The sequence below is a fragment of the Polaribacter sp. SA4-10 genome, assembly GCF_002163835.1.
Lineage (GTDB): Bacteria > Bacteroidota > Bacteroidia > Flavobacteriales > Flavobacteriaceae > Polaribacter.
Genome location: NZ_CP019331.1, coordinates 2,561,916 through 2,587,423, shown reverse-complemented (window position 1 = coordinate 2,587,423; position 25,508 = coordinate 2,561,916). Strand labels below are relative to the sequence as shown.

Annotated in this window: 24 protein-coding genes; 8 read left to right on the top strand and 16 right to left on the bottom strand. The window is 29.7% G+C overall.

Features of this window, described 5'->3' with window-relative positions:
* Positions 1 to 235 precede the first annotated feature (235 nt).
* The 3 genes from BTO04_RS11350 to BTO04_RS11340 are packed head-to-tail and all read left to right on the top strand — an operon-like array spanning position 236 to position 2,662.
* Entirely contained in the window at positions 236 to 1,405 is a 1,170-nt protein-coding gene (locus tag BTO04_RS11350) for a GNAT family N-acetyltransferase (RefSeq protein WP_087564605.1), read from the top strand.
* 3 nt (positions 1,406 to 1,408) lie between these two features.
* Complete coding sequence (locus BTO04_RS11345; protein ID WP_087564604.1) at positions 1,409 to 2,278, top strand: acyl-CoA thioesterase II; 870 nt, start codon at positions 1,409 to 1,411, stop codon at positions 2,276 to 2,278.
* A 30-nt stretch (positions 2,279 to 2,308) separates the two neighbouring features.
* Entirely contained in the window at positions 2,309 to 2,662 is a 354-nt protein-coding gene (locus tag BTO04_RS11340) for an SdpI family protein (protein WP_087564603.1), read from the top strand.
* 7 nt (positions 2,663 to 2,669) lie between these two features.
* On the opposite strand, the gene BTO04_RS11335 is transcribed toward BTO04_RS11340, so the two are convergent.
* From BTO04_RS11335 to BTO04_RS11325, 3 genes are read right to left on the bottom strand one after another with little or no spacing between them, the layout of a single operon-like run.
* Positions 2,670 to 5,144, bottom strand: coding sequence for a TonB-dependent receptor (locus BTO04_RS11335; protein WP_087564602.1), 2,475 nt, complete (start codon positions 5,142 to 5,144; stop codon positions 2,670 to 2,672).
* Positions 5,144 to 5,866 (bottom strand): DNA repair protein RecO, encoded by a 723-nt coding sequence (recO, locus tag BTO04_RS11330; RefSeq protein WP_087564601.1) that lies wholly within the window; start codon positions 5,864 to 5,866, stop codon positions 5,144 to 5,146. Before recO ends, BTO04_RS11335 begins: the two co-directional genes overlap by 1 nt.
* A complete protein-coding gene (locus BTO04_RS11325; protein WP_087564600.1) occupies positions 5,866 to 8,199 on the bottom strand; it encodes a hypothetical protein in 2,334 nt (777 codons plus the stop codon). Before BTO04_RS11325 ends, recO begins: the two co-directional genes overlap by 1 nt.
* Positions 8,200 to 8,444: 245 nt before the next feature.
* On the opposite strand from BTO04_RS11325, the gene BTO04_RS11320 reads away from it, so the two are divergent.
* Positions 8,445 to 9,422 (top strand): class I SAM-dependent methyltransferase, encoded by a 978-nt coding sequence (locus BTO04_RS11320; RefSeq protein WP_087564599.1) that lies wholly within the window; start codon positions 8,445 to 8,447, stop codon positions 9,420 to 9,422.
* A gap of 57 nt (positions 9,423 to 9,479) precedes the next feature.
* Positions 9,480 to 9,953 carry a CYTH domain-containing protein gene (locus BTO04_RS11315; protein ID WP_087564598.1) on the top strand — a complete coding sequence of 158 codons (474 nt, stop codon included), beginning with the start codon at positions 9,480 to 9,482 and terminating at the stop codon, positions 9,951 to 9,953.
* A 108-nt stretch (positions 9,954 to 10,061) separates the two neighbouring features.
* Here the strand turns inward: BTO04_RS11315 and BTO04_RS11310 are convergent, their stop codons facing one another.
* Complete coding sequence (locus BTO04_RS11310; RefSeq protein WP_087564597.1) at positions 10,062 to 10,700, bottom strand: hemolysin III family protein; 639 nt, start codon at positions 10,698 to 10,700, stop codon at positions 10,062 to 10,064.
* Positions 10,672 to 11,463 (bottom strand): 1-acyl-sn-glycerol-3-phosphate acyltransferase, encoded by a 792-nt coding sequence (locus tag BTO04_RS11305; protein WP_087564596.1) that lies wholly within the window; start codon positions 11,461 to 11,463, stop codon positions 10,672 to 10,674. Before BTO04_RS11305 ends, BTO04_RS11310 begins: the two co-directional genes overlap by 29 nt.
* A gap of 104 nt (positions 11,464 to 11,567) precedes the next feature.
* On the opposite strand from BTO04_RS11305, the gene trpS reads away from it, so the two are divergent.
* The gene (gene trpS / locus BTO04_RS11300) at positions 11,568 to 12,536 is read left to right on the top strand and encodes a tryptophan--tRNA ligase (RefSeq protein WP_087564595.1); all 969 of its coding nucleotides are present in this window, start codon (positions 11,568 to 11,570) and stop codon (positions 12,534 to 12,536) included.
* Positions 12,537 to 12,596: 60 nt separating this feature from the next.
* Here the strand turns inward: trpS and BTO04_RS11295 are convergent, their stop codons facing one another.
* From BTO04_RS11295 to BTO04_RS11245, 11 genes are all read right to left on the bottom strand, one after another.
* Positions 12,597 to 13,127, bottom strand: coding sequence for a DUF1761 domain-containing protein (locus BTO04_RS11295; protein WP_232455894.1), 531 nt, complete (start codon positions 13,125 to 13,127; stop codon positions 12,597 to 12,599).
* A 94-nt stretch (positions 13,128 to 13,221) separates the two neighbouring features.
* Positions 13,222 to 14,205 (bottom strand): DUF4837 family protein, encoded by a 984-nt coding sequence (locus BTO04_RS11290; RefSeq protein ID WP_087565401.1) that lies wholly within the window; start codon positions 14,203 to 14,205, stop codon positions 13,222 to 13,224.
* Between the two features lie 4 nt (positions 14,206 to 14,209).
* Positions 14,210 to 15,697 carry a lytic transglycosylase domain-containing protein gene (locus BTO04_RS11285; RefSeq protein WP_087564593.1) on the bottom strand — a complete coding sequence of 496 codons (1,488 nt, stop codon included), beginning with the start codon at positions 15,695 to 15,697 and terminating at the stop codon, positions 14,210 to 14,212.
* A 9-nt stretch (positions 15,698 to 15,706) separates the two neighbouring features.
* On the bottom strand, positions 15,707 to 16,468 hold the full coding sequence (locus tag BTO04_RS11280) for an exodeoxyribonuclease III (RefSeq protein WP_087564592.1): 762 nt from the start codon (positions 16,466 to 16,468) through the stop codon (positions 15,707 to 15,709).
* A complete protein-coding gene (locus BTO04_RS11275; protein ID WP_087564591.1) occupies positions 16,465 to 16,695 on the bottom strand; it encodes a hypothetical protein in 231 nt (76 codons plus the stop codon). Before BTO04_RS11275 ends, BTO04_RS11280 begins: the two co-directional genes overlap by 4 nt.
* A gap of 1 nt (position 16,696) precedes the next feature.
* Complete coding sequence (locus BTO04_RS11270) at positions 16,697 to 17,353, bottom strand: 3-oxoacid CoA-transferase subunit B (RefSeq protein ID WP_087564590.1); 657 nt, start codon at positions 17,351 to 17,353, stop codon at positions 16,697 to 16,699.
* A gap of 5 nt (positions 17,354 to 17,358) precedes the next feature.
* Positions 17,359 to 18,057 (bottom strand): CoA transferase subunit A, encoded by a 699-nt coding sequence (locus BTO04_RS11265; RefSeq protein ID WP_087564589.1) that lies wholly within the window; start codon positions 18,055 to 18,057, stop codon positions 17,359 to 17,361.
* 74 nt (positions 18,058 to 18,131) lie between these two features.
* Entirely contained in the window at positions 18,132 to 20,411 is a 2,280-nt protein-coding gene (locus tag BTO04_RS11260; RefSeq protein ID WP_087564588.1) for a penicillin-binding protein 1A, read from the bottom strand.
* A 2-nt stretch (positions 20,412 to 20,413) separates the two neighbouring features.
* Positions 20,414 to 20,869 carry a gliding motility lipoprotein GldH gene (locus BTO04_RS11255; RefSeq protein ID WP_232455893.1) on the bottom strand — a complete coding sequence of 152 codons (456 nt, stop codon included), beginning with the start codon at positions 20,867 to 20,869 and terminating at the stop codon, positions 20,414 to 20,416.
* Between the two features lie 22 nt (positions 20,870 to 20,891).
* Entirely contained in the window at positions 20,892 to 22,292 is a 1,401-nt protein-coding gene (ricT, locus tag BTO04_RS11250; RefSeq protein WP_087564586.1) for a regulatory iron-sulfur-containing complex subunit RicT, read from the bottom strand.
* A 424-nt stretch (positions 22,293 to 22,716) separates the two neighbouring features.
* Positions 22,717 to 23,748 (bottom strand): rhodanese-related sulfurtransferase, encoded by a 1,032-nt coding sequence (locus BTO04_RS11245; protein ID WP_087564585.1) that lies wholly within the window; start codon positions 23,746 to 23,748, stop codon positions 22,717 to 22,719.
* A 168-nt stretch (positions 23,749 to 23,916) separates the two neighbouring features.
* Here BTO04_RS11245 and BTO04_RS11240 point away from each other — a divergent pair, with 168 nt between their 5' ends.
* Complete coding sequence (locus tag BTO04_RS11240) at positions 23,917 to 24,366, top strand: hypothetical protein (protein ID WP_157662460.1); 450 nt, start codon at positions 23,917 to 23,919, stop codon at positions 24,364 to 24,366.
* Positions 24,367 to 24,513: 147 nt separating this feature from the next.
* On the top strand, positions 24,514 to 25,503 hold the full coding sequence (locus BTO04_RS11235) for an aspartate-semialdehyde dehydrogenase (RefSeq protein WP_087564583.1): 990 nt from the start codon (positions 24,514 to 24,516) through the stop codon (positions 25,501 to 25,503).
* Positions 25,504 to 25,508: the final 5 nt, after the last annotated feature.

The following is a 25,508-nucleotide window of genomic DNA, read 5'->3' as shown; positions in this document are numbered from 1 at the left end:
GCTTAAAAAATTTTTATGATAAAAATAGTTTGCATTTTATTTAAAAAAAATCATGACATAAAATATAAAAATTCTAAATAATTAATAAGAACTTACACTACTATTACGACTCTGTTACAGATACTAAAAAAGAAGTATAAAACGGTCATTCTTATTACGCAAGAAAATGGCACAATCCAACTTAAAAGAACTATACTAGAAGAACCAGAAGAATTAACACATTATATGAATTAACTTGAGCTGTTGTACAAACACAAATACCGCACTTTTTTTCTCTTCTATAGATGAAATTTCCTCAGAAATTTGGGAATCTTTAGAATGCTCTAAAAACATTTATTTTGATCCAAATTTTTTAAAATCGATTGAACAAAACCATTCAGAAATCCTCTTTTCATACATTGTTTTAGTTGATAAAAACAATTCTCCGACTGCTTTTGCTAGCATAAAAATTATAGATTTTCATATAAACGCTATTAAAAACGAATTAGAGTTTTTAAAGAATATTGGAAGAAAGCTACGTGTACTTCCAAGTAAAAAACCTTTAAAATTACTTATTTGTGGCAACTCTTTTGTTAGTGGTGAACATGGTGTTTTTATTAAAAAAAATGAAGATAAAAAAGCCATCATAAAAGAACTTGCAGAAAGCATTAACCATTTTGTGAATTCTGATAAAAAACTAAAGAAAGAAATTGATGCCTTTTTACTTAAAGACTTTAAAAATGAATCGTTATTTATTACTGATGTTTTAACCGATTTTAGCTATCATCCTTTTTTAGTAGAACCTAATATGGAACTTCAAATTAAAGAAGAATGGAAGACTTTTGATGATTATTTAGCTTCTATGAAAACGAAGTTTAGAGTAAAAGCTAAAAAAGCATTTAAACAAAGTGTGAATATAAGAATTGAAGAAGTTACCCTTAAAAATATAAATGAAAAATTGCCACAAATGACTGCTTTATATAAAAGAGTAGCATTAAATGCCGAATTTAATTTGGGTGATTTTAATTTGGAAAGTTATAAAAATTTAAAAGAAAATTTAGGTGATAAATATATCTTAAAATCTTATTGGTTAGATGATAAAATTGTTGGTTTTATTTCTGGAGTTATTAATGAAAACTCATTAGATGCTCATTTTGTTGGCATAGATTATCAGCTAAACAGAGAATATGCAATTTACCAAAGAATGTTATATGATTATATTGAAATTGCCATTGCTAAAAACTTAAAAACCATTAATTTTGGAAGAACAGCAAGTGAAATTAAAAGCTCTGTTGGTGCAATTCCTCAAGATTTAACAATGTATCTTCGTCATAAAAAAAGGATAAAGAATAAAATTTTAAAACTATTTTTGCAGCGTATTCAACCAACAAAGTTTCAGCAAAAATTTCCTTTTAAAGCATCATAATTAATGAAAAATATTAAAGATTTAATAGCACTTCTAAATTTAGAAGATTTAGGAGAGAATATTTTTAGTGGAAATAGTGTTACTATTGGAAGTCCACATGTTTTTGGCGGACAAGTTTTAGCACAATCTATAAATGCAGCTTATAAAACAATACCAGAAAATCGTTTTTTAAACTCTTTACATTCTTATTTTTTAGAAGCTGGAGATTTAACAATTCCTATTAAATATCATGTTGAAGTAATGAGAGATGGAGGTAGTTTTTCTACAAGAAGAGTTACTGCAAAACAAAACGATAAAACTATTTTTATTTTAGCGGCTTCTTTTCATAAAAAAGAAGATGGTTTTGAGCATCAAACAACTTTTGATAAAGATATTAAACAACCAGAAGAATTACTAAGTTGGCAAGATATGCTTGAGCAATTTGGCGATTTTCTTCCTAAATCTTTAAAGCATTTTTTAAGCATAGAACGCCCTATTGAGTTTAAGCCTCTTCATGTTCCTAATCCTTTAGATCCAGAAAATTTAGCAGCAAAAGAGGAAATTTGGTTCAAATTAAAAGGTGATGTGCAAAAAATGGATTTACAAATGAAACATCAAATTCTAACTTATATTTCTGATTATAATGTATTAAACGCAGCATTTAATCCAAATGCTAGCCAGTACAATTTTGGCAATACTCAAACGGCAAGTTTAGATCATTCTATGTGGTTTTTTAGAGACTTCGAGTTTGATGATTGGATGTTGTTTTCAGCAGAATCACCAAATGCTTATGGTGCAAGAGGTCTATCAAAAGGGAATATTTTTACCAGAGATGGCAAACTCGTTGCTTCATTTGCACAAGAAGGATTATTAAGACCTAAAAAGAAAAAGTAGGTAGTTAGCAAAACTAAAAAAATTAAAAAAATGAGTCCAATTATATATGTTTTAACAACAAACGGTTTGTTATTTTTATTGAGTATTATTTTTTGGAAATTTCCATCAAAAAAAATTAATAATATTTACGGGTATAGAACACATAAAACAATGTTAAATCAAAATATTTGGGATTTTGCAAATACTGTTTTCAATAAAAACTTAATTATTTACGCTGGTATTTCTCTTATTGCAGGAATGTTTTTTGTAAACTTTACAAATGCAGAATTAACATGGCAACCCATGGTTTTAGTGCTTTTATCTGTTTTAGTAAGTATTATAAAAACTGAAAGAGCTTTGTCTGATAATTTTACAGATGAAGGAAAAAAGAAGAAAAAGAAGTAAATAAAACTTAAAAATTAGCAACAACGGAAAGTGATAAATTTCTTCCTGGCGCAGAAACTCCAGATGCAAATTCTATATAATGCTCGTCAAGCAAATTATTTAATCTTGCTTGCATAGAAAAGTTATCATTTAAAGTATACCTTCCATTTAAACCAACGGTCATCCAACTTGGAGAGCCATAATACTTATCAACATTACTCGTTGCAGTTTCATCTACAACTGGTGTTAAATCATGATTATCTATTCCTTCTCTAAAATTAAAATCTTCAATATCTTTTTTACTATTGAATCTTATATCTGCACCTAATTCAATTTTATTATTTTTATAATTCACATCAAACTGACCAAATAACGGCGGAATTGAAGACATTGGCTCTTCAGTATCATACGTTCTCCCTTTGGTATAAGTAATAAACCCTGAAGTATTCCAAGTATTAGAAATTTTTCCTAAATAACTTGTTGTAAAACCTGTAATATAAGCGCTGTCTCTATTTTGATTTGAAACTGCTTCACCCATTTCACCATCGAATTCAATAAAAATTTTATTTCCGTCAGAATCATAAACATTGTCTCTAATGATATAATTATCAACTAAAGTATAAAAAACATTTGCTCCAAAACGAAATTTTCTATCGTTAAAATACTTTTGAAGACCCACTTCTGCATTGTACGCAAATTCTGGTTTTACATATATATTTGGTATGGTTACAAATCCGTTTTTTTCACGAACCCTACCAACATCATCTATATTTGGAGAACGAAAACCTGAGGATAAAACTCCGTTTAATTGCCAGTTTTTACCGGGTCTATATACATAACCAATTGTTGCTGTTACGGCAGAATTATTTGCACTTATATCATTGTCTTCTAACGTAATAAAAGTTTCATCAATCCATTTTGCATTCAATCGTGTATTTGTAAATCTAATACCAGAGTTTAAAGTAGACTTACTATTAATATCTTGCCTATAATCTATATAAACAGCAGAACTTAAATAATCACTTCCCCCATCTGGGTAACGAGATTGTACCTTAAAATCTCCAGAAAAACCATTAATATCTCCATCAGAAATATTTAATGTTTTACCAAAAGAATTAGAAGAAACATCATTATAGGCTAGTTCAAAACCATAAGAAAGTATTCTTTTTTTATCTGATGTTAATGGCACAGAAAAATCTCCATTTACACTAAACACATTTACATTTTCTTCTCTATAAGAGCGGTATAAGCTTCCAAATTTTCTTTGAATTCTACTTTCTTTTAAATCTTGGTAAGCAACTGTTAAAACACCATTATCAAGCCAGTTTTTATTTGGATTTATAAATAACTGAGTAGATAATAAAAACCTTTGCTGTGGTCCATAAGACCATTCTGCAAACTTTAATGTAGTGTCTTTTAACTCTGTTAAACGATCAAATCTTGGAATGTCTGAAGAGGTAGAATATTGTAAATTTATTTTTAAATCGGTAGTTTTAGATAACGGAATAAAAAACTTTTGTAACACATCCGTTTGATTATATCCTGTATTTCTTAACAAGTCTGGGTCTGAATTTACAGTTGGACTTTCACTATAATTTCCATTACTGTTTTCTGAATAATTATACACTCTTCCCCAATCTGTAAAACCATGTGAACGATTTTTTCCTGCTTTTAAATCCCCAAAATCACTATAAGAAACACTTGTAAAAGAAGCCCAATTTTTAAAACTTAATTCTGCTGAAACGTTCGTTGTTATTTCTTGATTTACTGTTGAAAACCTAGAAAAAAGCTGACTTTTAACTTCATTTTCTTCAGATAGCTTAGGCGTTTTTGTATAATAATGAATTACACCTCCTAAAGCATCAGAACCATAAATTACAGACGAAGGCCCAAAAATAACTTCCGTTTTATCTAACATATTTGGCGCAACAGTTATAGAACTTTGTAAATGACCTTTTCTATAAATAGCATTATTCATTCTAACACCATCTACAACAAGCAAAATTCTATTAGATTCCATTCCACGAATTACGGGACTTCCACCACCAAATTGAGATTTCTGAACTTTAATTCCAGGAATTGAAGCCAATAAATCTGCGGATGTTTGTGGAGATAAATTTTGAATATCTTTAGAAGATACTACAGCAATTTGCTCTGCAATTCTATTTGTTTTTTCAGCATTTTTAAATACTGATAAAACTATTTCATCTAATTGCTCGGATTGTTTTTCTAAATAAACAATAAAATTACTCTTTTTTAAAGTTGAACTCTTAATTCTTAAAACAGCATAAGAAATGTGAGAAAAGACAATTATTTCATCATTTTTAAAATATGAAATATCTATTATTCCCGAACTGTTAGTTGTTAAATTTACAGTTTGTAAATCATTAAAAACGGTAACGTTTCTAACTATTTTTCCTGTTGATTTGTCTAAAACCTTTACTTTTTGAGCAAAAACGGAAGTACTAAATAAAAAAACGAATGCAATATATATCTCTCTCATCAACTAAAAACTGCTTCTAAAACTTGTAACGATTTAGGGTTTCTAAAACCGTCCAAATGTAATTCAAAATATCTAATTATTATTTGTAATATTTGTTGTCTTTCAGCCTTACTAAAAGACACTTTTTCAATACTATCAAAATTTATGCCTAACAGCTTTTTAAATTGATAAAAATTGTTACCAGAAATAAAATTTTTTTCATGAACTGAATCAGAAAAATTTCCTTCTAATAAATTAAATCCTAATTTATTCTTTTCTGACAAATCTGGGTAAAACCCCAAAAAACCTGTTAAGTTTAATAAAAAAAGTAAATGAAAATTAGCTACATTATCATGAATGTCTAGCCAAATAAATGCCGTTTCTAAATAAGTAAATAACGAGCTATTTTTTTCTTCTTCTTGAATAGAATTTGATAAAATTTCTGATAAAAAAAATACAACGGATTGTTTTATAATATCATTATAAATAGATGTATAATGGTAAGAAACTTGAACCTCTTTTATTGAATTTAAAGTATTCTTTGTATTGTGATTTGCAACAATTTTTAATTGTGTTAAAGGTTGAAAATAAGCAATTTTTATTCCTCCTTTTTTTGCTTTAAGAACACCTCTAATTAAGTAAGATTTTACTCCTTCTTCTTGGGTGTAACATTTTACAATTAAACTAGAATCGCTATATTTTAGCGAACTCAATACAATTGCTTTTGTAGTTACAATTGCCATTAATTTACAATTGCTATTTTTGTAACTGCAGTTTCAGAAGCATCATCATTAGACAGTAAAACAATATAAACACCAGAAGCAACTTTGTTTCCTGCAAGATTCTTTTTATTCCAAACTACTTTACCTCCTTTTAGTTCTTGCCCTTCTATAACATTACTTTCATATACTAAATTACCTGCAACATCTAAAATTTTTACGTTTGTTCCTTTAGGTAAATGTGTCCCGTTTCTACCATCAATAGTTATCGTTTCATGGTTCTTTAAAGCAGGGTTTGGATATGCATAAACAGCTCCTAACTCTTCACCAAAAGGAGCAACTTTACTGTTATAAGCAACAATACCTTTATCTGTAGCAAAATAAACTTTACCATTAGAATCATCTACTTTAATTTTTAAAATTCTATTTGATGGTAAAGGTGAGTTTTGTTTACTGAAATTTGCCAATGTATTTTGCCCACTCGAGTTGGTATATAAAACGCCTCCATTATCTGTACCAAACCATTTATTATCTGCCCCATCTATTGCAATAGAATTTATAGTTTGATCTCCTAAAAGTCTTTCTCCAAAACCATTTTCATCTCCATTAATAACAACTGCTTGTGCATTTGGTGTTGCGTCATCAAAAACACCAGAAGCATTATTATAAACAACCATTCCAAATTTTGTACCTAACCAAACTCTATTACTTCCATCAATAGCAACAGTTCTAACGTTTACATCTGGCAAATTTCCAAGATTAGGAGAAGCTATTAATGCCTTTTTTCTATCTCCATTTTCGTTGTAAATATAAACGCCATTGCCTCTAGAGCCATACCAAAGGCTATTATTTTTATCAATTACAATCTCATTTAAACCAAAAGCAGCACTTGTTTCTACAGACCTCATATCTACACTAGACCATTGGTTACTTGACGAAAGTTTTTTTAATTCATTCCCAAAACCAATATTTGTAACCCATAAATTTCCACTAGAATCAAAGACAGTTCCACCAACTCTTACGGTTACTCTGTTTGATTGATCTGAGACAATATCTTCTAAAGGACTATTTAAATGATTGAAAAATGTTTTAATCTCATCATTTTCAACTACTAACAAACCTCCAGTAGAAACACTGTTAATATCATATGTATCTCCAAAAGAACTTATGTATACTTTATTTTCTGCATTTGGGTCTATAGTAATATAACTTAAATCTGTAATAGGAAAAGAAGGCCTATATTTTCTATTTACCCAATTATCTCCATTAAAATGACTAAAGCCCTGTCTATTAAAAGAAGGTCCATAAACTGTATTATATCCACCAAAAACTACCCAAAGATTATTATTAAGTACAGCAATTGAAAAAACATCATTTGAAAGAGGTCCTTCCGGATGAATCTCTATATAATTAGATGGTTGATTTAATTCTGCGCTCAAAATTCCAAATTCTTTTGTTGCCAAAAAAACAGCATTATTTTCAAAAAAAGTATTGTTTAAATTGAAGTCATAATCTGATGTTGTCAAATACTCAACAACTTTATTTAATGAAGAATCGAAAACAATAGCACTATTTATTAATGAAACAGACAAATGCGTACTAGACGCTTTTATTGCATTAATATTTTGTGAAAAAGAGTTTATCTCCCTTAAATTTAATCCCTCTAATTGATACAGTTCTTTATCTTCAGTAAGATAAATTTTATTTTTAAATATAGAAATTTGTGTAAAATTTCTACTAGAGAAATTTTGTTTCCAATTGTTAAAATCGATCAAAGAAGTACTCGTTGCATCAGCAATAAAAACGCCATCTTCTGTAGCCGCGTAAATTTGTTTGTTAAAAATTACAATTTGATTTATTTTTATTGAACTAGAACCATTTCCTATAAAATAAGTATCTCCAAATTCTAACTTTTCTATATCATATACTACAGTAGCAAACGGAGTAGACAAATATAATTTATTATCAAACTCAGCAATATCATTAATGCTTTTTTCTGCAGATTCATTAAAATTAAGAATATCTGATGAAATGGTTATTGTATTATCTTCATCTATTATTTCAATTAAGCCATTTTCATAACCAATTATTAATCTCTTAAATGTTTTATTATAATGAATTGAAGTTGTTGTTTCTCCAGATAAGCCCTGAACAGAAGATAATTTATTAATTTCTTCTGTATTTATATCAAAAGTAAAAACAGCATTGTCTGCTAAAGCATAAATTACATTTTCTACTTTTATAAAATCTTTTACATTGTTATAAGAATAAAAATCTTCCCAAGAATCACTGTAATCAGTTTGTGAAAAAATAATAAGAGAAAATAAGAAAAAATAAATCGAAAAGAGTTTTTTCATCATGATAATTTATATATCAAAGATATTTATTTATTGTTACAATAACGATAAAACACCTTACATTAGTACTCAATATAATTTATTTTGAAAAACACATTCATCAAAATACAAAAACCCACTATAATTACTAATTTTTGAAATAAAAGCAGGTGTTTTTATCCTCTATTATTTTTAATTAACCTAAACGAATAAGATCAAAATTATTACGGTTATATTATTTACCGAAAAAGTTTAAATTTTAGAAAATGAGAATAATTACATTAGATGATTTCATAGATACTTACTTTAAAATACTACAAAGAGGTAGTAGTTTCTTCTTTTCAAAATTCACTTTTAATAGAGAGAAAAGAACAAAAAGCGCTTTTGATAATACCTCGTTCATCTCTTCTTACTTTTGGACGATTCCTAAGGTTTTAGAACGTTGGAATTTTTTGATATCTGGGCATAAAGATATAAATTACATTGAATATTTGACTGAAGATTTTCTAAAAGACAAGTCTGGATTAAGACTTCTCTCATTAGGGTCAGGTATTTGTAACCGAGAAATAGAATTAGCTGAACACAATGATATTTTCAAAGAGATTGTTTGTTTAGATATTGCTGATAATTTATTACAAATTGCTTCAAAAAGCGCAATAGAAAAAAATGTAAAAAATATTAAATTTATTGCTAAAAATATTGATGATTTCGAATTTAAAGAAAATGAATTTGATATTATCTTTTTTAAATCTTCACTACATCATTTTGATAAAATTGAAACTTTTTTATCTGGTAAAATAAAGCATACTTTAAAACCCAATGGGTTTTTAATAATTAATGAATTTGTAGGGTCTACAAGGCATCAATTCTCAAAAAATCAAATTAGTGCTATCAATGATACAATATCTTTGATTCCAAAAAAATATAGAACACGATTTAAAAGTAATTTGCATAAAAACAAATATAGAGGGGTAGGAATACTAAAAATGATTATAGCAGACCCTTCTGAATGTATTGACTCTAGTAGTATTATGCCTTCAATTCATGCAAATTATAAGACTATTATTGAGAAACCTTATGGAGGTAATTTATTAATGAGTGCTTTAAGGGATATCTCTCATCACTTTTATGAAATAAACCAAGAAAAGGAAAAAATTTTAAATGAACTTTTTTTATTAGAAGATAATTATTTAAAAAGCAACCCGTCAGACTTTGTATTTGGAATTTATGAAAATGAAAAATAATTTTCAGGTGTATTTTATTTCTTCAGGTTTAAGTAAAGCATCTAAAAAAATGATTTTATGAGTTTAGAAATTGAAAGAAAATTTTTAGTTAAAAATGATAATTTTAAACAAGAAAGTTTTCAGAAAAAACAGATTAAGCAAGGTTTTTTAAATTCTGATAAAAATAGAGTTGTTAGAATTCGCATTTCTGATGACAAAGCATTTATCACTGTAAAAGGAAAGTCGAACAAAGAAGGAACAACTAGGTTTGAATGGGAAAAAGAAATTTTAAAAGAAGAGGCAGAAAAATTACTCTTATTATGTGAGCCTAGTTTGATAGAAAAAACACGTTATCTTGTTAAAAAAGGAAAGCATATTTTTGAAATTGATGAATTTTATGGTGATAATAATGGACTTATTGTTGCAGAAATTGAATTAAATTCTGAGCACGAAAAATTTGATAAACCAAGTTGGCTAGATAAAGAAGTAACTGGTGAGTTAGAATACTACAACTCTATATTAAGTAAGAATCCTTTTAAAAATTGGGTATAAAAACCTCGAACAAAAGTTTGAGAAAATTTAATAAACCTATCCCTTAAATAAGATTTATAAATTACTCATAAATTTTTAACACTTATTTTGTATATAATTAGATTCTTTTTATAAAGAATAAATAGCAAAAAAATGACTGATACTTCCAAGTAAAACAAACACATGGAAAGTGGCATGATTGTAAGGTAACTTTTTAATAGAATATAAAATTGCTCCAATGGTATAAAAAACACCTCCCGCAATTAATAAGTTCAAACTATAAGGTGTTAAACTTTCTGCTAAAGGCTTTGCAAAAAACATAACTTGCCAACCCATTAATAAGTACATTGCTGTAGAAATTTTATCAAATTTTCCTGTAAAAAACAACTTTAAAAGAATACCAATTAAGGCAAAAACCCAAACAAAAATAAACATATACCATCCTAATTTAGAAGATAGCCCAACGAGACAAAAAGGGGTGTAACTACCAGCAATTAAAACATAAATTGCTGCATGATCAAAGATATTTAACTTTCTTCTATTTTTTGGTTTTTTTGCTGCGTGGTAAAATGTAGATGCAGCATATAAAATCATTAAACTTAATCCGAAAATCACAAAACTGGCAGAATTCCAAAAACCAGAAATAGTAAATGTCTTTATCAACAAAAAAGGAAAGGCAATAATACTTGCTAATAACCCTAAAGCATGAGAAAACACATTTAGTTTCTCTTCTTTCGCACTATAACGGTGATTTAAATTTTCTTTCATTATTTGGTTTATTTGTATCCTCCATGTATTTGGTGTCATTTACCAAATCAGTGTACATAAGATTAAATGTTTGATCTAAAAGAGTATTCAAATTATTCTTTTCTAACCCTTTTGTTTCTATAAATTTGTGTTGACGAATCCTAAAAACTCCGGGTCCACCTTTTTGATAATCCCAAGAAAAAAAACGTTTACAATCATAATAAACTTGAGGAACAATAGGCATTTTAAATTCTATTGCTAAACTAAATGCTCCTTTTTTAAATGGTGATAAAACAATATTCTCTGTAGGCACTAATCCTTCAGGAAAAATAGCCATGCTTACTCCATTTTGTAGTCTTCGCCTTGCCATGTCAAAAACTCTTTTTCTACTTTTCGGATTGTTTCTATCAACCATAATAACAACTTTTTTATAGAAAAATCCGAAAATCGGAATTTTAACTAGTTCTTTTTTACCTACAAAAACAATAGGATTTTTACTTAAAACAATCAAGACAAAAGGATCCATTAATGACGCATGATTTGGGCAAAACATATAGCTTTCATCAGGTTCAATTTCTTCATCTAATTGAATATCTAGTCTAAAACCCATTCCATAAATTAGAATTTTAGCCCAGATTCTAATCATCTTCCACATTATATGATAGTATTCTTCTTTAGCAGTAAGAACTAATAAAAACGGAGACATTATAATTACAGTTGTCAACATTAATATGTAAAACCACAATCGCCAAACTAATAGAAAAGGAATTTTAAAAAATTTCATAGGTATCAAAAGTAGTAATATTCTTTTGTTTGATAGATTTTCTTACATAAAACCTTACTTTTGTCTTCTTAAAAACGTTTTTTATTCAAGTTTATTTTTCAAACATGTCAAGAATTTTAACAGGAGTACAAAGTACTGGAACACCACATTTAGGGAATTTATTAGGCGCAATTTTGCCCGCAATTGAAATGGCAAATAACCCTAAAAATGAAGCATTTCTATTTATTGCAGATATGCATTCTTTAACTCAAATTAAGGACGGAAACACCTTAAGAGAAAACACGTATAGCACAGCTGCAACTTGGCTTGCTTGTGGTTTAGATGTTAATAAAACTATTTTCTACAGACAAAGTGATGTACCAGAAACTACTGAATTAACTTGGTATTTAAGCTGTTATTTTCCGTATCAAAGGTTAACATTAGCACATAGCTTTAAAGACAAAGCAGACAGATTAGCGGATGTTAATGCTGGTTTATTTTCGTATCCAATGTTAATGGCAGCAGATATTTTATTATATGATGCAGAAATTGTTCCTGTTGGAAAAGACCAATTACAGCATTTAGAAATGACACGTGATGTTGCAAGTAGATTTAACAATATTGTAGGAGAAACTTTAGTAATACCACAAGCAAAAATACAAGAACACACAAAATTAGTTCCTGGAACTGATGGTGAAAAAATGAGTAAATCTAGAGATAACATTATTAATATATTTCTTCCTGACAAAAAGTTAAGAAAGCAAATTATGGGAATAAAAACCGATAGTTTAGCCTTAGAAGACCCAAAAAATCCAGATACAGATACTATTTTTGCACTTTATAAATTATTGGCTTCAGAAGAAGAAACTGAAGAAATGCGATTAAAATATTTAGCCGGAAATTATGGTTATGGCCACGCAAAACAAGCTTTATATGAATTAATAATTGATAAATTTGCAACAGTTAGAGAACGTTACATTCATTTTATGGAAAACAAAAATGAAATTGACGATGCTTTAGCTATAGGGAAAGAAAAAGCTAAAAGTGTTGCACAAGAAGTTTTACAGAGAGTTAGAACCAAAATAGGTTACTAATAATTTTTAGCATAAAAAAAAGCCACTTTTAGTGGCTTTTTTTTATGTTAAAAGGTTCAATTATATTCCGTATTGACAAACAAGACCCCCCATAATTCCTAAACTAACTATCCAATATCCAGCATTAATAGCTATATACTTTACACTTTTCTTTTCAAACATTGCAATAATAGCTAAAACAGGTAAAACTAAAAATACTCCTGTTAAAGCACCATGAAAGGCTCCATGCTTAAATGTTCTAAAACGATCTCCATAGTTCGCTGAAAAATCTTGAAAGTAGGTGAATGCTTCTCCTGTACTTTCTGCAAAACCAGGCTCTCCTGCTAAAGTAGAATATACGCCCATCTGATGAATTGTAGCTGGTAGCAAAAACATTGCTATAAATAAACTAAATACATAGCATAAAATAAATAGTAATGCCCTGTTTTTACGTTCCATAGATTCTTTGGTAAAACCCATTTCTTTCAACCAAGCTTTCCCTAATAAAGGTCCATACCAGATAAAACCGATTACTACAGGAACTAACGCAGTTAAAAATAAAGCTAAAAAATTCATTTCCATGATATCTAATTGTTTTTGGTTGAATTCCAAATATAGTAATTAAGAATTTAACACTAATTCTACCAAAATTTAAGCCCCAAAAACAGACTGTTTTTGGGGCTTAAATTTTGGTAAAAAAATAGTACTATTTTATCTTCATAGATTTTGCAATTGCCTCTAACTCAAAAAGAAAAGCTCTTTTATTAACAGAAGGTGCATAGGTAAATCCTTCAAAAACAATAAGTCTATTGTTCTTCTTATCTATAACCGTATAATTTACAAAAGGACCCGCCATAAAATCATTTTTTACTTCCCATTTTCCACGAGTTTCATAGGCTTTTTTACCATCAATAACTGCATCAAAAGTAAAAGGAGTATATGCTTCTTCAGTAATCATATACATTTTTTCTGGATCTGAACCTGGAATATATTTCTTACCAATAGTATTTCTAACGGCAACAATATTTTCTTCAACCTTACTTTCATCATCTAAAGGAACTGAATAAAGCAAAATATTATTACTTCCAGTTTTAGCAATTCCACTTGTTAAATGTTGGCGAAGCCAAAGAAATTCACCCGTGTCTTCAACTGTTCTAAATTTATCGTGAAGAATTAATGAAATTCCTAAATTTTGAATTGTTTTAAATTTAGAATCGTCTAATTTTATTTTTGAAAAAATACCTTGGGTCATTTTAACATCAGACTCTGTAAATGTGTCTCTAATTTCTTTTTTATGTTTTTGCAACATGGCTACCATACCAGCATCATCTTTTGCATAGACATAAATTATAGTTTGTGGTTGCGCATACACATTGTGTTTTACAGAATAACTCTCTTTATCAGATTCTCCAATAATTAAAATATTTCTCCCTACTTTCATCATATTACCAAAACCATTTGGCGCAATTTGAGAAACTGTAAAAATTGGTTCTGGTTGCGGTAAACCTACCATTATCTCTCCAAAAGAATTACGAACTTCATTTCCAACATCTCCTATCCAATCACTAGATTTAGTAACAACCATTACTTTGTTTACTTTACCAATAGATTGTTGCATAACAAATTTATCATTACCAACACAAGCTGCTAGTAAAAGTGTTATTGCGAATAGTGCAAGTATTTTTTTCATGAGTTTAGCTTTTAAAAATTTTAAGTTTAGTTCCTGGTTTAAGACTTTTAACACTCCAAATATTGTTCCACTTTTTAATTTTATCTACAGAAACATTTTTAAATTTCCTAGAAATAGTCCAAAGGGAATCTCCTTTTTTAACAGTATATGTTTCATACGTACCTTTACCAGTAGTTTTAAAAGGTTTTTGTTTTGATTTCACAACCTTAGTTGAAGCCTTTGAAACTGACATTCTTTTAGGGTAAACACTTAATCTTTGACCAATTTTAAGACGACTCGTTTTTAAACGATTCCAACGTTTTAAATCGCTAACTCTTACGCCAAACTTATTTGCAATTTTCCCTAAAAAATCGCCACTTCTAACTTTGTAACGGATACGTTTATCCATTTCAAAATACTTTGGTAAAGGCTTTTCTCTTTTAGACGCATCTGTTTCTGCTAAAGCATAAATTTCTTGCTCTTTATCTAAAAAACGAAATGTATTTTTTCTAGGTAAAGTGATTGCATAATTTTTTCCTTCTATAAAAGGAATAACATCTAGTTTATAAGATGGATTTAAAAGTTGTAATAATTCTGAACTTATTCCTGTAGTTTCTGAAATTTGATCAAAACTAATGGATTTTTTAACGTGAATTGTATCTGTTTCAAAATGACGAATTTGAGGAGCATCAGCAATTAATTCATGCTCTTTTTGATATTCAAACAAATACATTGTTGCATAAAAAGCAGGAACATAACCTGCTGTTTCTCTTGGTAAAAACGGACGAATATTCCAATAATTTCTATAACCACCAGAACGTTTAATTGCTTTTGCAACATTTCCTGGTCCAGAATTGTAAGCTGCTAAAGCCAAATCCCAATCACCAAAAATGTTATACAAATCTGATAAATATTGACACGCTGCAATTGTTGCTTTTAATGGATCTTGACGCTCATCTACATAAGAACTCACCTTTAATTTGTATTGAATTCCTGTGGTGTACATAAACTGCCACAAACCTGTTGCTCCAACTCTAGATTTTGCAGTAGGATTTAAAGCAGATTCAACAATTGCCAAATATTTCATTTCTAAAGGAACATCATACTGATCTAGATGTTTTTCAAACATTGGAAAATAATACGCTGCTTTTGCCATTAATGCAGGGTAATATCTTTTACGATATTTTAAATACGATTTTATTACCTTTTCTAATGAAGGATTATATGCAATATGAAATGGTGTTCTTGCATTAATTTTCTGCAGTCTTTCTTTTAAGATTTCTGTAGATAAATCTACATCAGCAACATTTTTTCCTTCTATATCTTTTATGATATACTCTGATGTCTCATACAATGGAGACTTGTATTTAGTATCCATTAAAAGACTATCAATCAAAACAATATCGTAATCAGAAAATAAAGCTGCTCTTGTTATTTTCTTAGGAATAGAATCGTTTGACGTTTGTGCAAAAACACTAGAAGTAAAAAGTAATAATATAAATAGTTTTTTCATTTTTGCTTTTTATAAATCCAACTCAACAACGATAGGACAATGATCTGAGTGTTTCGCTTCTGGCAAAATATAAGCTCTAGATATTTTATCTTTTAAAGGTGTTGAAACCATTCCATAATCTAAGCGCCAACCTTTATTATTAGCTCTAGAATTTGCTCTGTAACTCCACCAAGAATATTGTTGTGATTCTTGATTTAAATAACGAAAACTATCTACAAACCCACTATTAATAAAGTTACCAATCCATTCTCTTTCTTCTGGTAAAAAACCAGAAACTCCTTTCATTTTTGGATTGTGAATGTCAATTGATTCATGGCAAATATTATAGTCTCCACAGATTACTAAATTCGGAATTTCTTGTTTTAAAGTATTTATGTATTCTTGAAATTCATCCATATAATTGAACTTAAAATTCAATCTTTCTGAGTTTGTTCCTGAAGGTAAATACAAGCTCATAACAGAAACAGCATCAAAATCTACACGTAGGTTTCTTCCTTCAAAATCCATTGTTTCAATTCCTGTACCATATTCAACATGATTTGGTTTTTCTTTACAAAAAACAGCAACAGAAGAATACCCTTTTTTCTGAGCAGAAAACCAATAATGATGCGGATAACCTGCGTTTTCAAACTCAGTTACATCCAACTGTTCTTTATGTGCTTTTGTTTCTTGAATACAAATCACATCTGGATTTGCAGCTTCTAACCACGCTATAAATCCTTTTTTTAATGCCGCTCTAATTCCGTTTACGTTGTAGGATATTATCTTCATTTATCTAGCGTAATTGCTTCTTTTAAAAAAATCCAAGTAATCTGTTTCAATTTTCCTATCTGAGTTTGAATTATTTTTTTTCTTGGTGATAAAATAAAAGCTAAAACACCACAGATTCCAACTTTTAAAAGAAAGTTATCTGTAGTATACATTTGATCAAAAATGAATAAAAAAAGCACTATTAAAACAGGATAAATTAACCAATATAATTTCTTAAATAACTTCATATTAAATATTCATTTCTGGAATTTCACCAGCTATAACTAATGTTCCTTCTGTTGCCTCTTTTATTTCTTCTACAGAAACACCAGGAGCCCTTTCTAGTAAATGAAAAACATTATTTCTAACTTCTAAAACCGCTAAATTGGTAACCACTTTGGTTACACAACCAACACCTGTTAAAGGCAAAGAACATTTTTTTAAAATCTTAGACTCTCCACGCTTATTTGTATGCATCATAGCTACAATAATAGTTTCTGCAGAAGCAACTAAATCCATTGCCCCTCCCATTCCTTTTACCATTTTTCCTGGAATTTTCCAGTTGGCAATATCTCCATTTTCTGCAACTTCCATTGCTCCAAGAATTGTTAAATGAACGTGCTTACCACGAATCATTGCAAAACTCATTGCAGAATCAAAAAAACTTGCACCTGGCATGGTGGTAATCGTTTGCTTACCTGCATTAATAATATCTGCATCTTCTTCTCCTTCAAAAGGAAAAGGTCCCATTCCTAAAACTCCGTTTTCACTTTGAAATTCAACTTCTATATCATCTCTTACATAATTTGCAACCAGCGTTGGAATTCCAATTCCTAAGTTTACGTAAAATCCATCTTGAACTTCTTGTGCGATTCTTTTCGCAATACCATTCTTATCTAAAGCCATAAATATTATTTTTGTCTTACAGTTCGTTGCTCAATTCTTTTCTCATAATTTTTACCTTGAAAAATTCTCTGTACAAAAATACCTGGAACATGTACATTATTAGGGTCTAGTTCACCTACAGGAACTAATTCTTCTACTTCTGCAACAGTAATTGTTGCTGCTCCACACATATTTGGATTAAAATTTCTAGAAGTACCTTTAAAAATTAAATTTCCTGCCACGTCTCCTTTCCAAGCTTTTACAAATGCAAAATCAGCTTCAAAAGCGGGTTCTAAAATGTACATTTTACCATTAAACGCTCTACTTTCTTTTCCTTCTGCTACTTCTGTTCCATAACCTGCAGGTGTATAAAATGCAGGAAAACCAGCTTGCGCTGCTCTACATTTTTCTGCTAAAGTTCCTTGTGGTGTTAATTCTACTTCTAATTCTCCAGATAACATTTGGCGTTCAAACTCATCATTTTCTCCTACATAAGAAGAAATCATTTTTTTGATTTGTTTATTTTGAAGTAATAATCCTAAACCAAAATCATCAACTCCTGCATTGTTAGAAATACAAGTAACATCTCTAACATTTAATTTGACTAATTCTGAAATAGCATTTTCTGGAATCCCACATAAACCAAAGCCTCCAAGCATTAAAGTCATTCCACTTTTAACTCCATGTAAAGCTTCTTCTGCGTTATTTACTTTTTTGTTGATCATATTAGTAAACTTTTTTGATATTAAATTATAAATTAATAAGATAAATTTAGAACAACTAGTTAATTAAAGATTTACTAAAAATCTGTATCTTCTTCTTCAATAATAATTGGATTGATTTCATCTCCTTCTTCAGATTTTTCATCACAATTAATTTTAATAGATAAATTCTCTGGTTTTTCAAAATCTTCTTTACTGATAGTTAGCGTTTTATCAGCATAACATTTTTGCATATATAATGCCCAAGAAGGTAAAGACATTGTAGCTCCTTGCCCTTTTGCAATACCAGCAAAATGGGTTGCTCTATCTTCTCCACCAGTCCAAATTCCTGTTGCTAAATTTGGAACAATTCCCATAAACCATCCATCTGATTGATTCTGAGTTGTACCTGTTTTTCCAGCAATTGGATTTTCAAATTTATAGGGATGCCCTGTAACATAACCTGGTTTTTCCCAAGGTAAACGCAAACGAACTCCAGAACCAGAAAGTGTAACTCCTTTTAATAAATCTAAAATCACATACGCAGATTCTTCACTTAAAACTTCTTTTGTTTCGGGTGTAAATTGTTCTAAAACGGTTCCGTTTTTATCTTCAATTCTGGTTAAAATCATTGGACTAACACGTAATCCTTTATTCGCAAATGTAGAATATGCACTTACCATTTCTAATAATGACAAATCTACTGCACCTAGTGCAATCGATGGATTTGCCTGAATTTCACTTTCTATACCCGCAGATCTAGCTAAACGAGCTACATTTTCTGGCGTAACTTTATCTATTAGTCTCGCAGACATTGTATTTACAGAACCGGCTAAACCATCTTTTAAAGTTACCATTCCTCCGTATTTTAAGTTGGAGTTTTCTGGAGTCCAAGCTTCTGGAATTCCATATTTTCCTTTCGGAATTGTGTATAATGTATTTGGAAATTCATCACAAGGAGACATTCCTAATTGATTAATAGCGGTTGCGTACACAAATGGTTTAAAAGTAGAACCTACTTGACGTTTTTGTTGCGCTACAGCATCAAACTTAAAGTGTTTGTTATTTATACCTCCAACCCAAGCTTTTATATGGCCTGTTTGTGGTTCTATAGAAACTAAACCAGAACGTAAAAAGTATTTATAATATCTAATAGAATCAATTGGAGAAAGAATTGTATCTATATCTCCTTTCCAAGAAAACACCTTCATTGCTGTTTTCTTATTAAATATTTCATCTATTTCTTTTGATGATTTTCCGTATTTTTTTAAACGCTTATATCTTCCAGAATTCTTTTTTCCTCTTTCTAAAATTCCTTTTATTTGATCTTTTTCAAGGTCATAAAAAGGAGCCGTTTTATTTGTTTTTTGCTCAGCAAAAAAGTAAGATTGTAGATTAGAAATATGCTCTTCTATTGCCTCTTCTGCATATTTTTGCATTCTAGAATCTATCGTTACATAAATTTTTAATCCATCCCTAAAAATATCATATTCTTCTCCATTTGGCTTTGGGTTATTTTGCACCCATGTACGCATTACTTTTTGTAAGTGTGATCTAAAATAAGTTGCAGACCCATCACTATGTCCTTCTTTATGAATATCTAAACCTAAATCTAATTTCTGAAGAGAGTCTTTTTCTTGTTCAGTTATAAACTCATTTCTATTCATTTGCTTTAAAACAACATTTCTACGGTTTTTTACTAATTCGGCTCTCCTTAAAGGATTAAAATAGGATGAATTTTTTAACATTCCTACCAACATTGCAGATTCATGAATCTCTAATTCCTTTGGTTCTTTTCCAAAATAAATTCTGGCAGCAGAACGCACTCCTACAGCTTGATTAAGAAAATCGTATTTGTTTAAATACATTGCAATTATTTCTTGCTTTGTATATTGTCTTTCTAGCTTTGTTGCAACTACCCATTCTTTTACTTTTTGAAAGACTCTTTTAATCTTATTTCTAGATTTTCGTCCCGTAAATAACATTCTTGCAAGTTGCTGTGTTATTGTACTTGCCCCTCCACTTCCTGGTTTTAAAACGGCTCTTGTAGTTCCTCTAAAATCGATACCAGAATGCTCATAAAAACGTTCATCTTCTGTTGCTACTAAAGCCTTCACAATATTCTGTGGCAACTCTTTATATTTTATTGGAGTTCTGTTTTCTGTTGCGTATTTACCTAACGTTTTTCCATCAATAGAAATAACCTCTGTTGCTAAATTGGATTCTGGATTTTCTAATTCTTCAAAGGTTGGTAAAGCGCCTAACCATCCCCAAGATGCAGATAGAAATATGATTATTAAGGATAAAACCCCACCAAGAATGACTCCCCAAAACCATTTAATATATTTTTTAAAATTTGTTGTTTTCTTTTTTGCCATTTTTAATCTAATTTTTCTATACTGAAACCAACATCTATAATGCCCTCTAAAAACGGAATTGGGTTAATCTCACCGTTTTTTCTCATTGCTTGACGAATATTTAACCGGTACGTTCCAGAAACTGGAAATATCTTTTTTTCTTTGTAAAATAATTTGTTTTCCTTTATCTCTGTAAAACCTTCACCTAAAAATCGCCCTTTACTATCTGCCATTTCATATTGTAAAGTATCTACAATAATTGTTCCATTAGGAAAACTAAGCGCCGTAATTAAGTATAAATTACTATATGAATACTCATTATTATTTCTAATATTGATAAATAAATTTTTAGGTGAGACGGTGTCTTTTACAACAAACTCAAACAACACTTTTTTATTTGCTTCCCAAGAAGCATTTTCTATTGATTTGTATTGATTAAAATCTGATTTATCATCACAAGATGAAAGAAAAATCAGCATCAATAAAAAAATCGAAAAACTATTATTTTTCAGAATCGTTTCCATTGTTTGGATTACTATTATTACGATTTCTATTGTTATTGTTTCTTCTTGGTTTAGTTGTCTTTTTCTCTTCAGCCTTTGGCTGATTAGCATTAGGGTTTGTATTAACTTTTGGTTTTGGTTGTTGTTTTGGCCTTGGTTTTGGGTGTTGCTTCTGCGGGTGTTTCGCTTGTGGCTTTCCTTTTTGAACTGCTTTTACTGGTTGTTTATTTCCAACAGCTGCAACCGGTTTTTTATTATTCTTGTTTTTATTATTTCTTCTTCGTTTACTTGTTTTTGGAGCATCAAAACGTGTTAAGCTATCTTGCCCAACAGCATCCTCGAAGCTTACTTTTTCTGGAATAATAACATCCGCTTCATATTCTTCTAACGAAATAGATTTCTCATTATTTTTATTTAAATCAACTATTTCTAAAACTTGCTCTAAAGTTAATCTAAACCACTTAAAACGTTCTTCTTTATAAGTATACCAAAGATGTTGCTTAAAAATGTCCATCTTAACAAAAATAGCCTCTCCTTTTTCTGTTTTTAAAACAAGATCTTGTTTTGGAAATGTTTTTAAAGTGTCTAAATAAGCGTCTAGCTCAAAATTTAAACAACATTTAAGCTTACCACATTGTCCTGCTAATTTTAACGGATTTAATGATAATTGTTGGTAACGCGCTGCTGATGTTGTTACTTTTCTAAAGTCTGTTAACCAAGTAGAACAACACAATTCTCTACCACAAGAACCAATTCCTCCTAAACGCGCAGCTTCTTGTCTAGCGCCAACTTGTTTCATTTCTACTCTAATAGAAAATGCACTTGCCAAATCTCTAATTAATTGCCTAAAATCTACACGAGTTTCTGCAGTATAATAAAATGTAGCTTTATTTCCATCTCCCTGATACTCAACATCAGAAAGTTTCATTTGTAAACCTAAACGACCTAAAATTTCTCTTCCTTTTTTTTGAGTCTCTTCTTCTTTAGCTCTAGATGCTTGCCAGACATCTATATCTCTTTGGCTTGCCTTTCTATATATTTTCTTTACATCTTCATGGTCTGCAGTAATTTTGCGCTTTTTCATTTGCACTTTTACCAATTCTCCTGCCAAAGAAACAGTACCAATATCATGTCCCGGAGAACCTTCTACTGCAACTATATCTCCCATTATTATGGGTAAATTCTCTGGATTTTTATAGAAATGTTTTCTTCCGTTTTTAAAACGAACCTCAAAAATATTAAAACGTTCTTCACCACTTGGCAAAGTCATATTAGAAAGCCAATCAAAAACAGCTAATTTACTTCCACTTCCACAAGTACCTCCTGTACCACAATTACCATTACTTTTACAACCTTTTGGTACTCCATTTTCTGTTGTACCACAACTTCCACATGCCATTTGAGTATATATTATATATAGTTTTTAGTTACTAGTAGTTTGTTTTTAGCATAAACGCTACAAAACATCTTCTAAAAATTTAAAAACGTATGATTCATAATTTGATTATCAGACTGATACAAAAATACAGTCAAATCTTCACTAATTAGTAAATATACGGAATCTGAGTGAAAGTGAAAACTTAAATTTTAAGCAAAAAAAAAACCTGAGATTCGTGTCTTTTTACACTTGTTTTACTTCAATAATTTTAACAGAACATGCTTTTTTTTTACTTCATTTGAGTAATCAGGAATAGATTCATCAAAAGATTTTATGGTAAAAAACAGGGTGTTTACTATTAAATATAGTTTAACCTTTTTTTTAATGTATTCTAAATCTTCTAATGGAAACTTCAAAGTTTTCATTAGAAGATTTTTGTCTGATTTTATTTTTTGAACTTAAGAACTTCTGAACGTCCTTTTTTAAAAATCTTGTTGCTGTTTCCTTTTCCTTTTCTTAATTCTTTTTGCGCTTCAAAAGACAACTGAATTATTTCTTGACAATCTGTAGAACACGTGTTTTCCATCTTTTCTGAACACGCATCACATTGAATAAATAATAAATGACAGGCTTCATTTGCACAGTTTGTATGTTCATTACACGCTTTTCCACATTGGTGACAATTAGAAACGACATCATCTGTAATTTTTTCTGCTCTTCTGTGATCAAAAACAAAATTCTTTCCAATAAACTTATTTTCTATTCCTTCAGATTTTACTTGACGTGTGTATTCTATAATGCCGCCTTCGAGCTGAAAAACATTTTTAAATCCTTTGTGTTTGTAATAAGCTGATGCTTTTTCACAACGAATTCCGCCAGTACAATACATCAATAAATTTTTATCTTCTTTATTGTCTTTTAAATCTTCTTCAATAATATCTAAAGAATCTCTAAAAGTATCTACGTCTGGGGTAATTGCACCATCAAAATGACCAATTTCGCTTTCATAATGATTGCGCATATCTACACAAACTGTAGCTGGATTTGCTAACATTTTATTAAATTCCTCCGCATTTAAATGAACACCTTTATTGGTAACATCAAAAGTTTCATCATTTAAACCATCTGCAACAATTTTGTTTCTCACTTTTACTTTTAGCTTTAAAAACGACTTATTATCTTGTTCTACAGCCACATTTAAACGAATGTCACTCAAAAAAGAAATCGTATCTAATTGCTCTTTTAAAGCGAGAAAATTTTCTGCAGGAACAGATAATTGCGCATTTATGCCTTCAAAAGAAACGTAGATTCTTCCTAAAACATCTAAAGCATTCCATTCTAGAAACAACTTATCTCTTAATAGTTGTGGATTTTCTATCTTATAATATTGATAGAAGGAAATTGTGAGGCGGTCTTTGCCAGCTTCATCAATTAGAGCAGCGCGTTCTTTTGCGCTTAACTTATTGTACAGTTGCATGCTATACTAATTAGGTTAAACAAAAAATTATTTTTGCAAATGTAGGAAATTAATTAAAAATTGAATTGCCCCCAATTCTTTTTTAATAAAAAAAACAATACATCAAGTAGCTTTAAAAAAAAAATATTAATTTTAACGATTAACAACCTTAACCAAACAATTGTTATTATGAAATATCTATTATTTACTATTGCCTTATTTTTATGCATTAATATTACAGCCCAAGAACTTCCAAAAAAATCTAAAGTATTTGTAAGAGTTTACAATAATGAAGGTCAAAAAATTGCAAAAGGAAAAATTCTAAAGATTACAGACTCTACACTTGTCTTAAAAAAAGGAAGTAGATCAATTACAGTTCCATCAAGTGAAATTTCTAATATAAAAACAAAAAGAACGAAAGGTCACAGCGTATTAATGGGAGCATTACCCGGAGCTGCTCTTTTAATAATTTCTGATGATGCTTATGCTGTTGCCGCTTCTATTCTTTTAACCTTCGTTGGAACAACCGCTGGAATTATAGCTTCTCTTTTTAAAAAATCAACAATATATTCCTTTACAGGAGACATTGATAAATGGAAAGGGTTTAAAGAAGATATGTATAGTCCTCAACTATATTAATTTCACATCAAACAGTTTAAATTTAAACATCAAAAATTCATTTAGTCAATTTTTAAACTTTGCTTGATTTATAACGTTTTATGTAATTTACTTTATTCCTTTTTTTAGCATCTTTGCAGCTCAATTTAGAATACTAAAATTAAAGGGATGAAAATAGCTGTAGTTGGAGCAACTGGAATGGTTGGAACTGTAATGTTAAAAGTTTTAGAAGAACGTAATTTACCTATTACAGAATTTATTCCTGTTGCATCAGAAAGATCTGCTGGAAAGAAATTATCATATAAAGGAAAAGAGTATACCATTGTAACTTTAGCGGATGCTGTAAAAATGAAACCAGATGTGGCTTTATTTTCTGCAGGTGGAGATACTTCCCTAGAATGGGCACCAAAATTTGCTGAAGTTGGCACAACTGTTATTGACAATTCTTCTGCTTGGAGAATGGATCCTACTAAGAAATTGGTAGTTCCAGAAATTAATGGTGATGTTTTAACAAAAGAGGATAAAATTATAGCAAACCCTAACTGTTCTACAATACAATTAGTAGCTGCTTTATCTCCTTTACATTTAAAATATAAAATGAAACGTGTAGTAATTTCTACCTACCAATCTGTTTCTGGTTCTGGTGTAAAAGCGGTGCAGCAATTAGATAATGAAGAAGCTGGTATTGAAGGTGAAATGGCGTATCCTCATAAAATTGGTAGAAACGCAATACCTCATTGTGATATTTTCTTAGAAAACGGATACACTAAAGAAGAAATGAAGTTGGTAAAAGAACCAAAGAAAATTCTACGTGATGCTTCTTTTTCTATAACGGCAACTGCCGTTAGAATACCTACTGCTGGTGGACACTCTGAAGCTGTAAATGTTCAGTTTGAAAATGATTTTGATTTGGCTGAAGTTCGTCAGATATTAACAGATACTCCTGGTATTATTGTTCAAGATGATTTAACAAATAACGTGTATCCGATGGCAATAAATGCACATAATAAAGATGAAGTGTTTGTTGGACGAATTAGAAGGGACGAATCTCAAGAAAATACCTTAAATTTGTGGATCGTTGCAGACAACTTACGTAAAGGTGCTGCTACAAACACAGTTCAAATTGCCGAATATTTAATAGCAAATAATTTGGTTTAAAACAT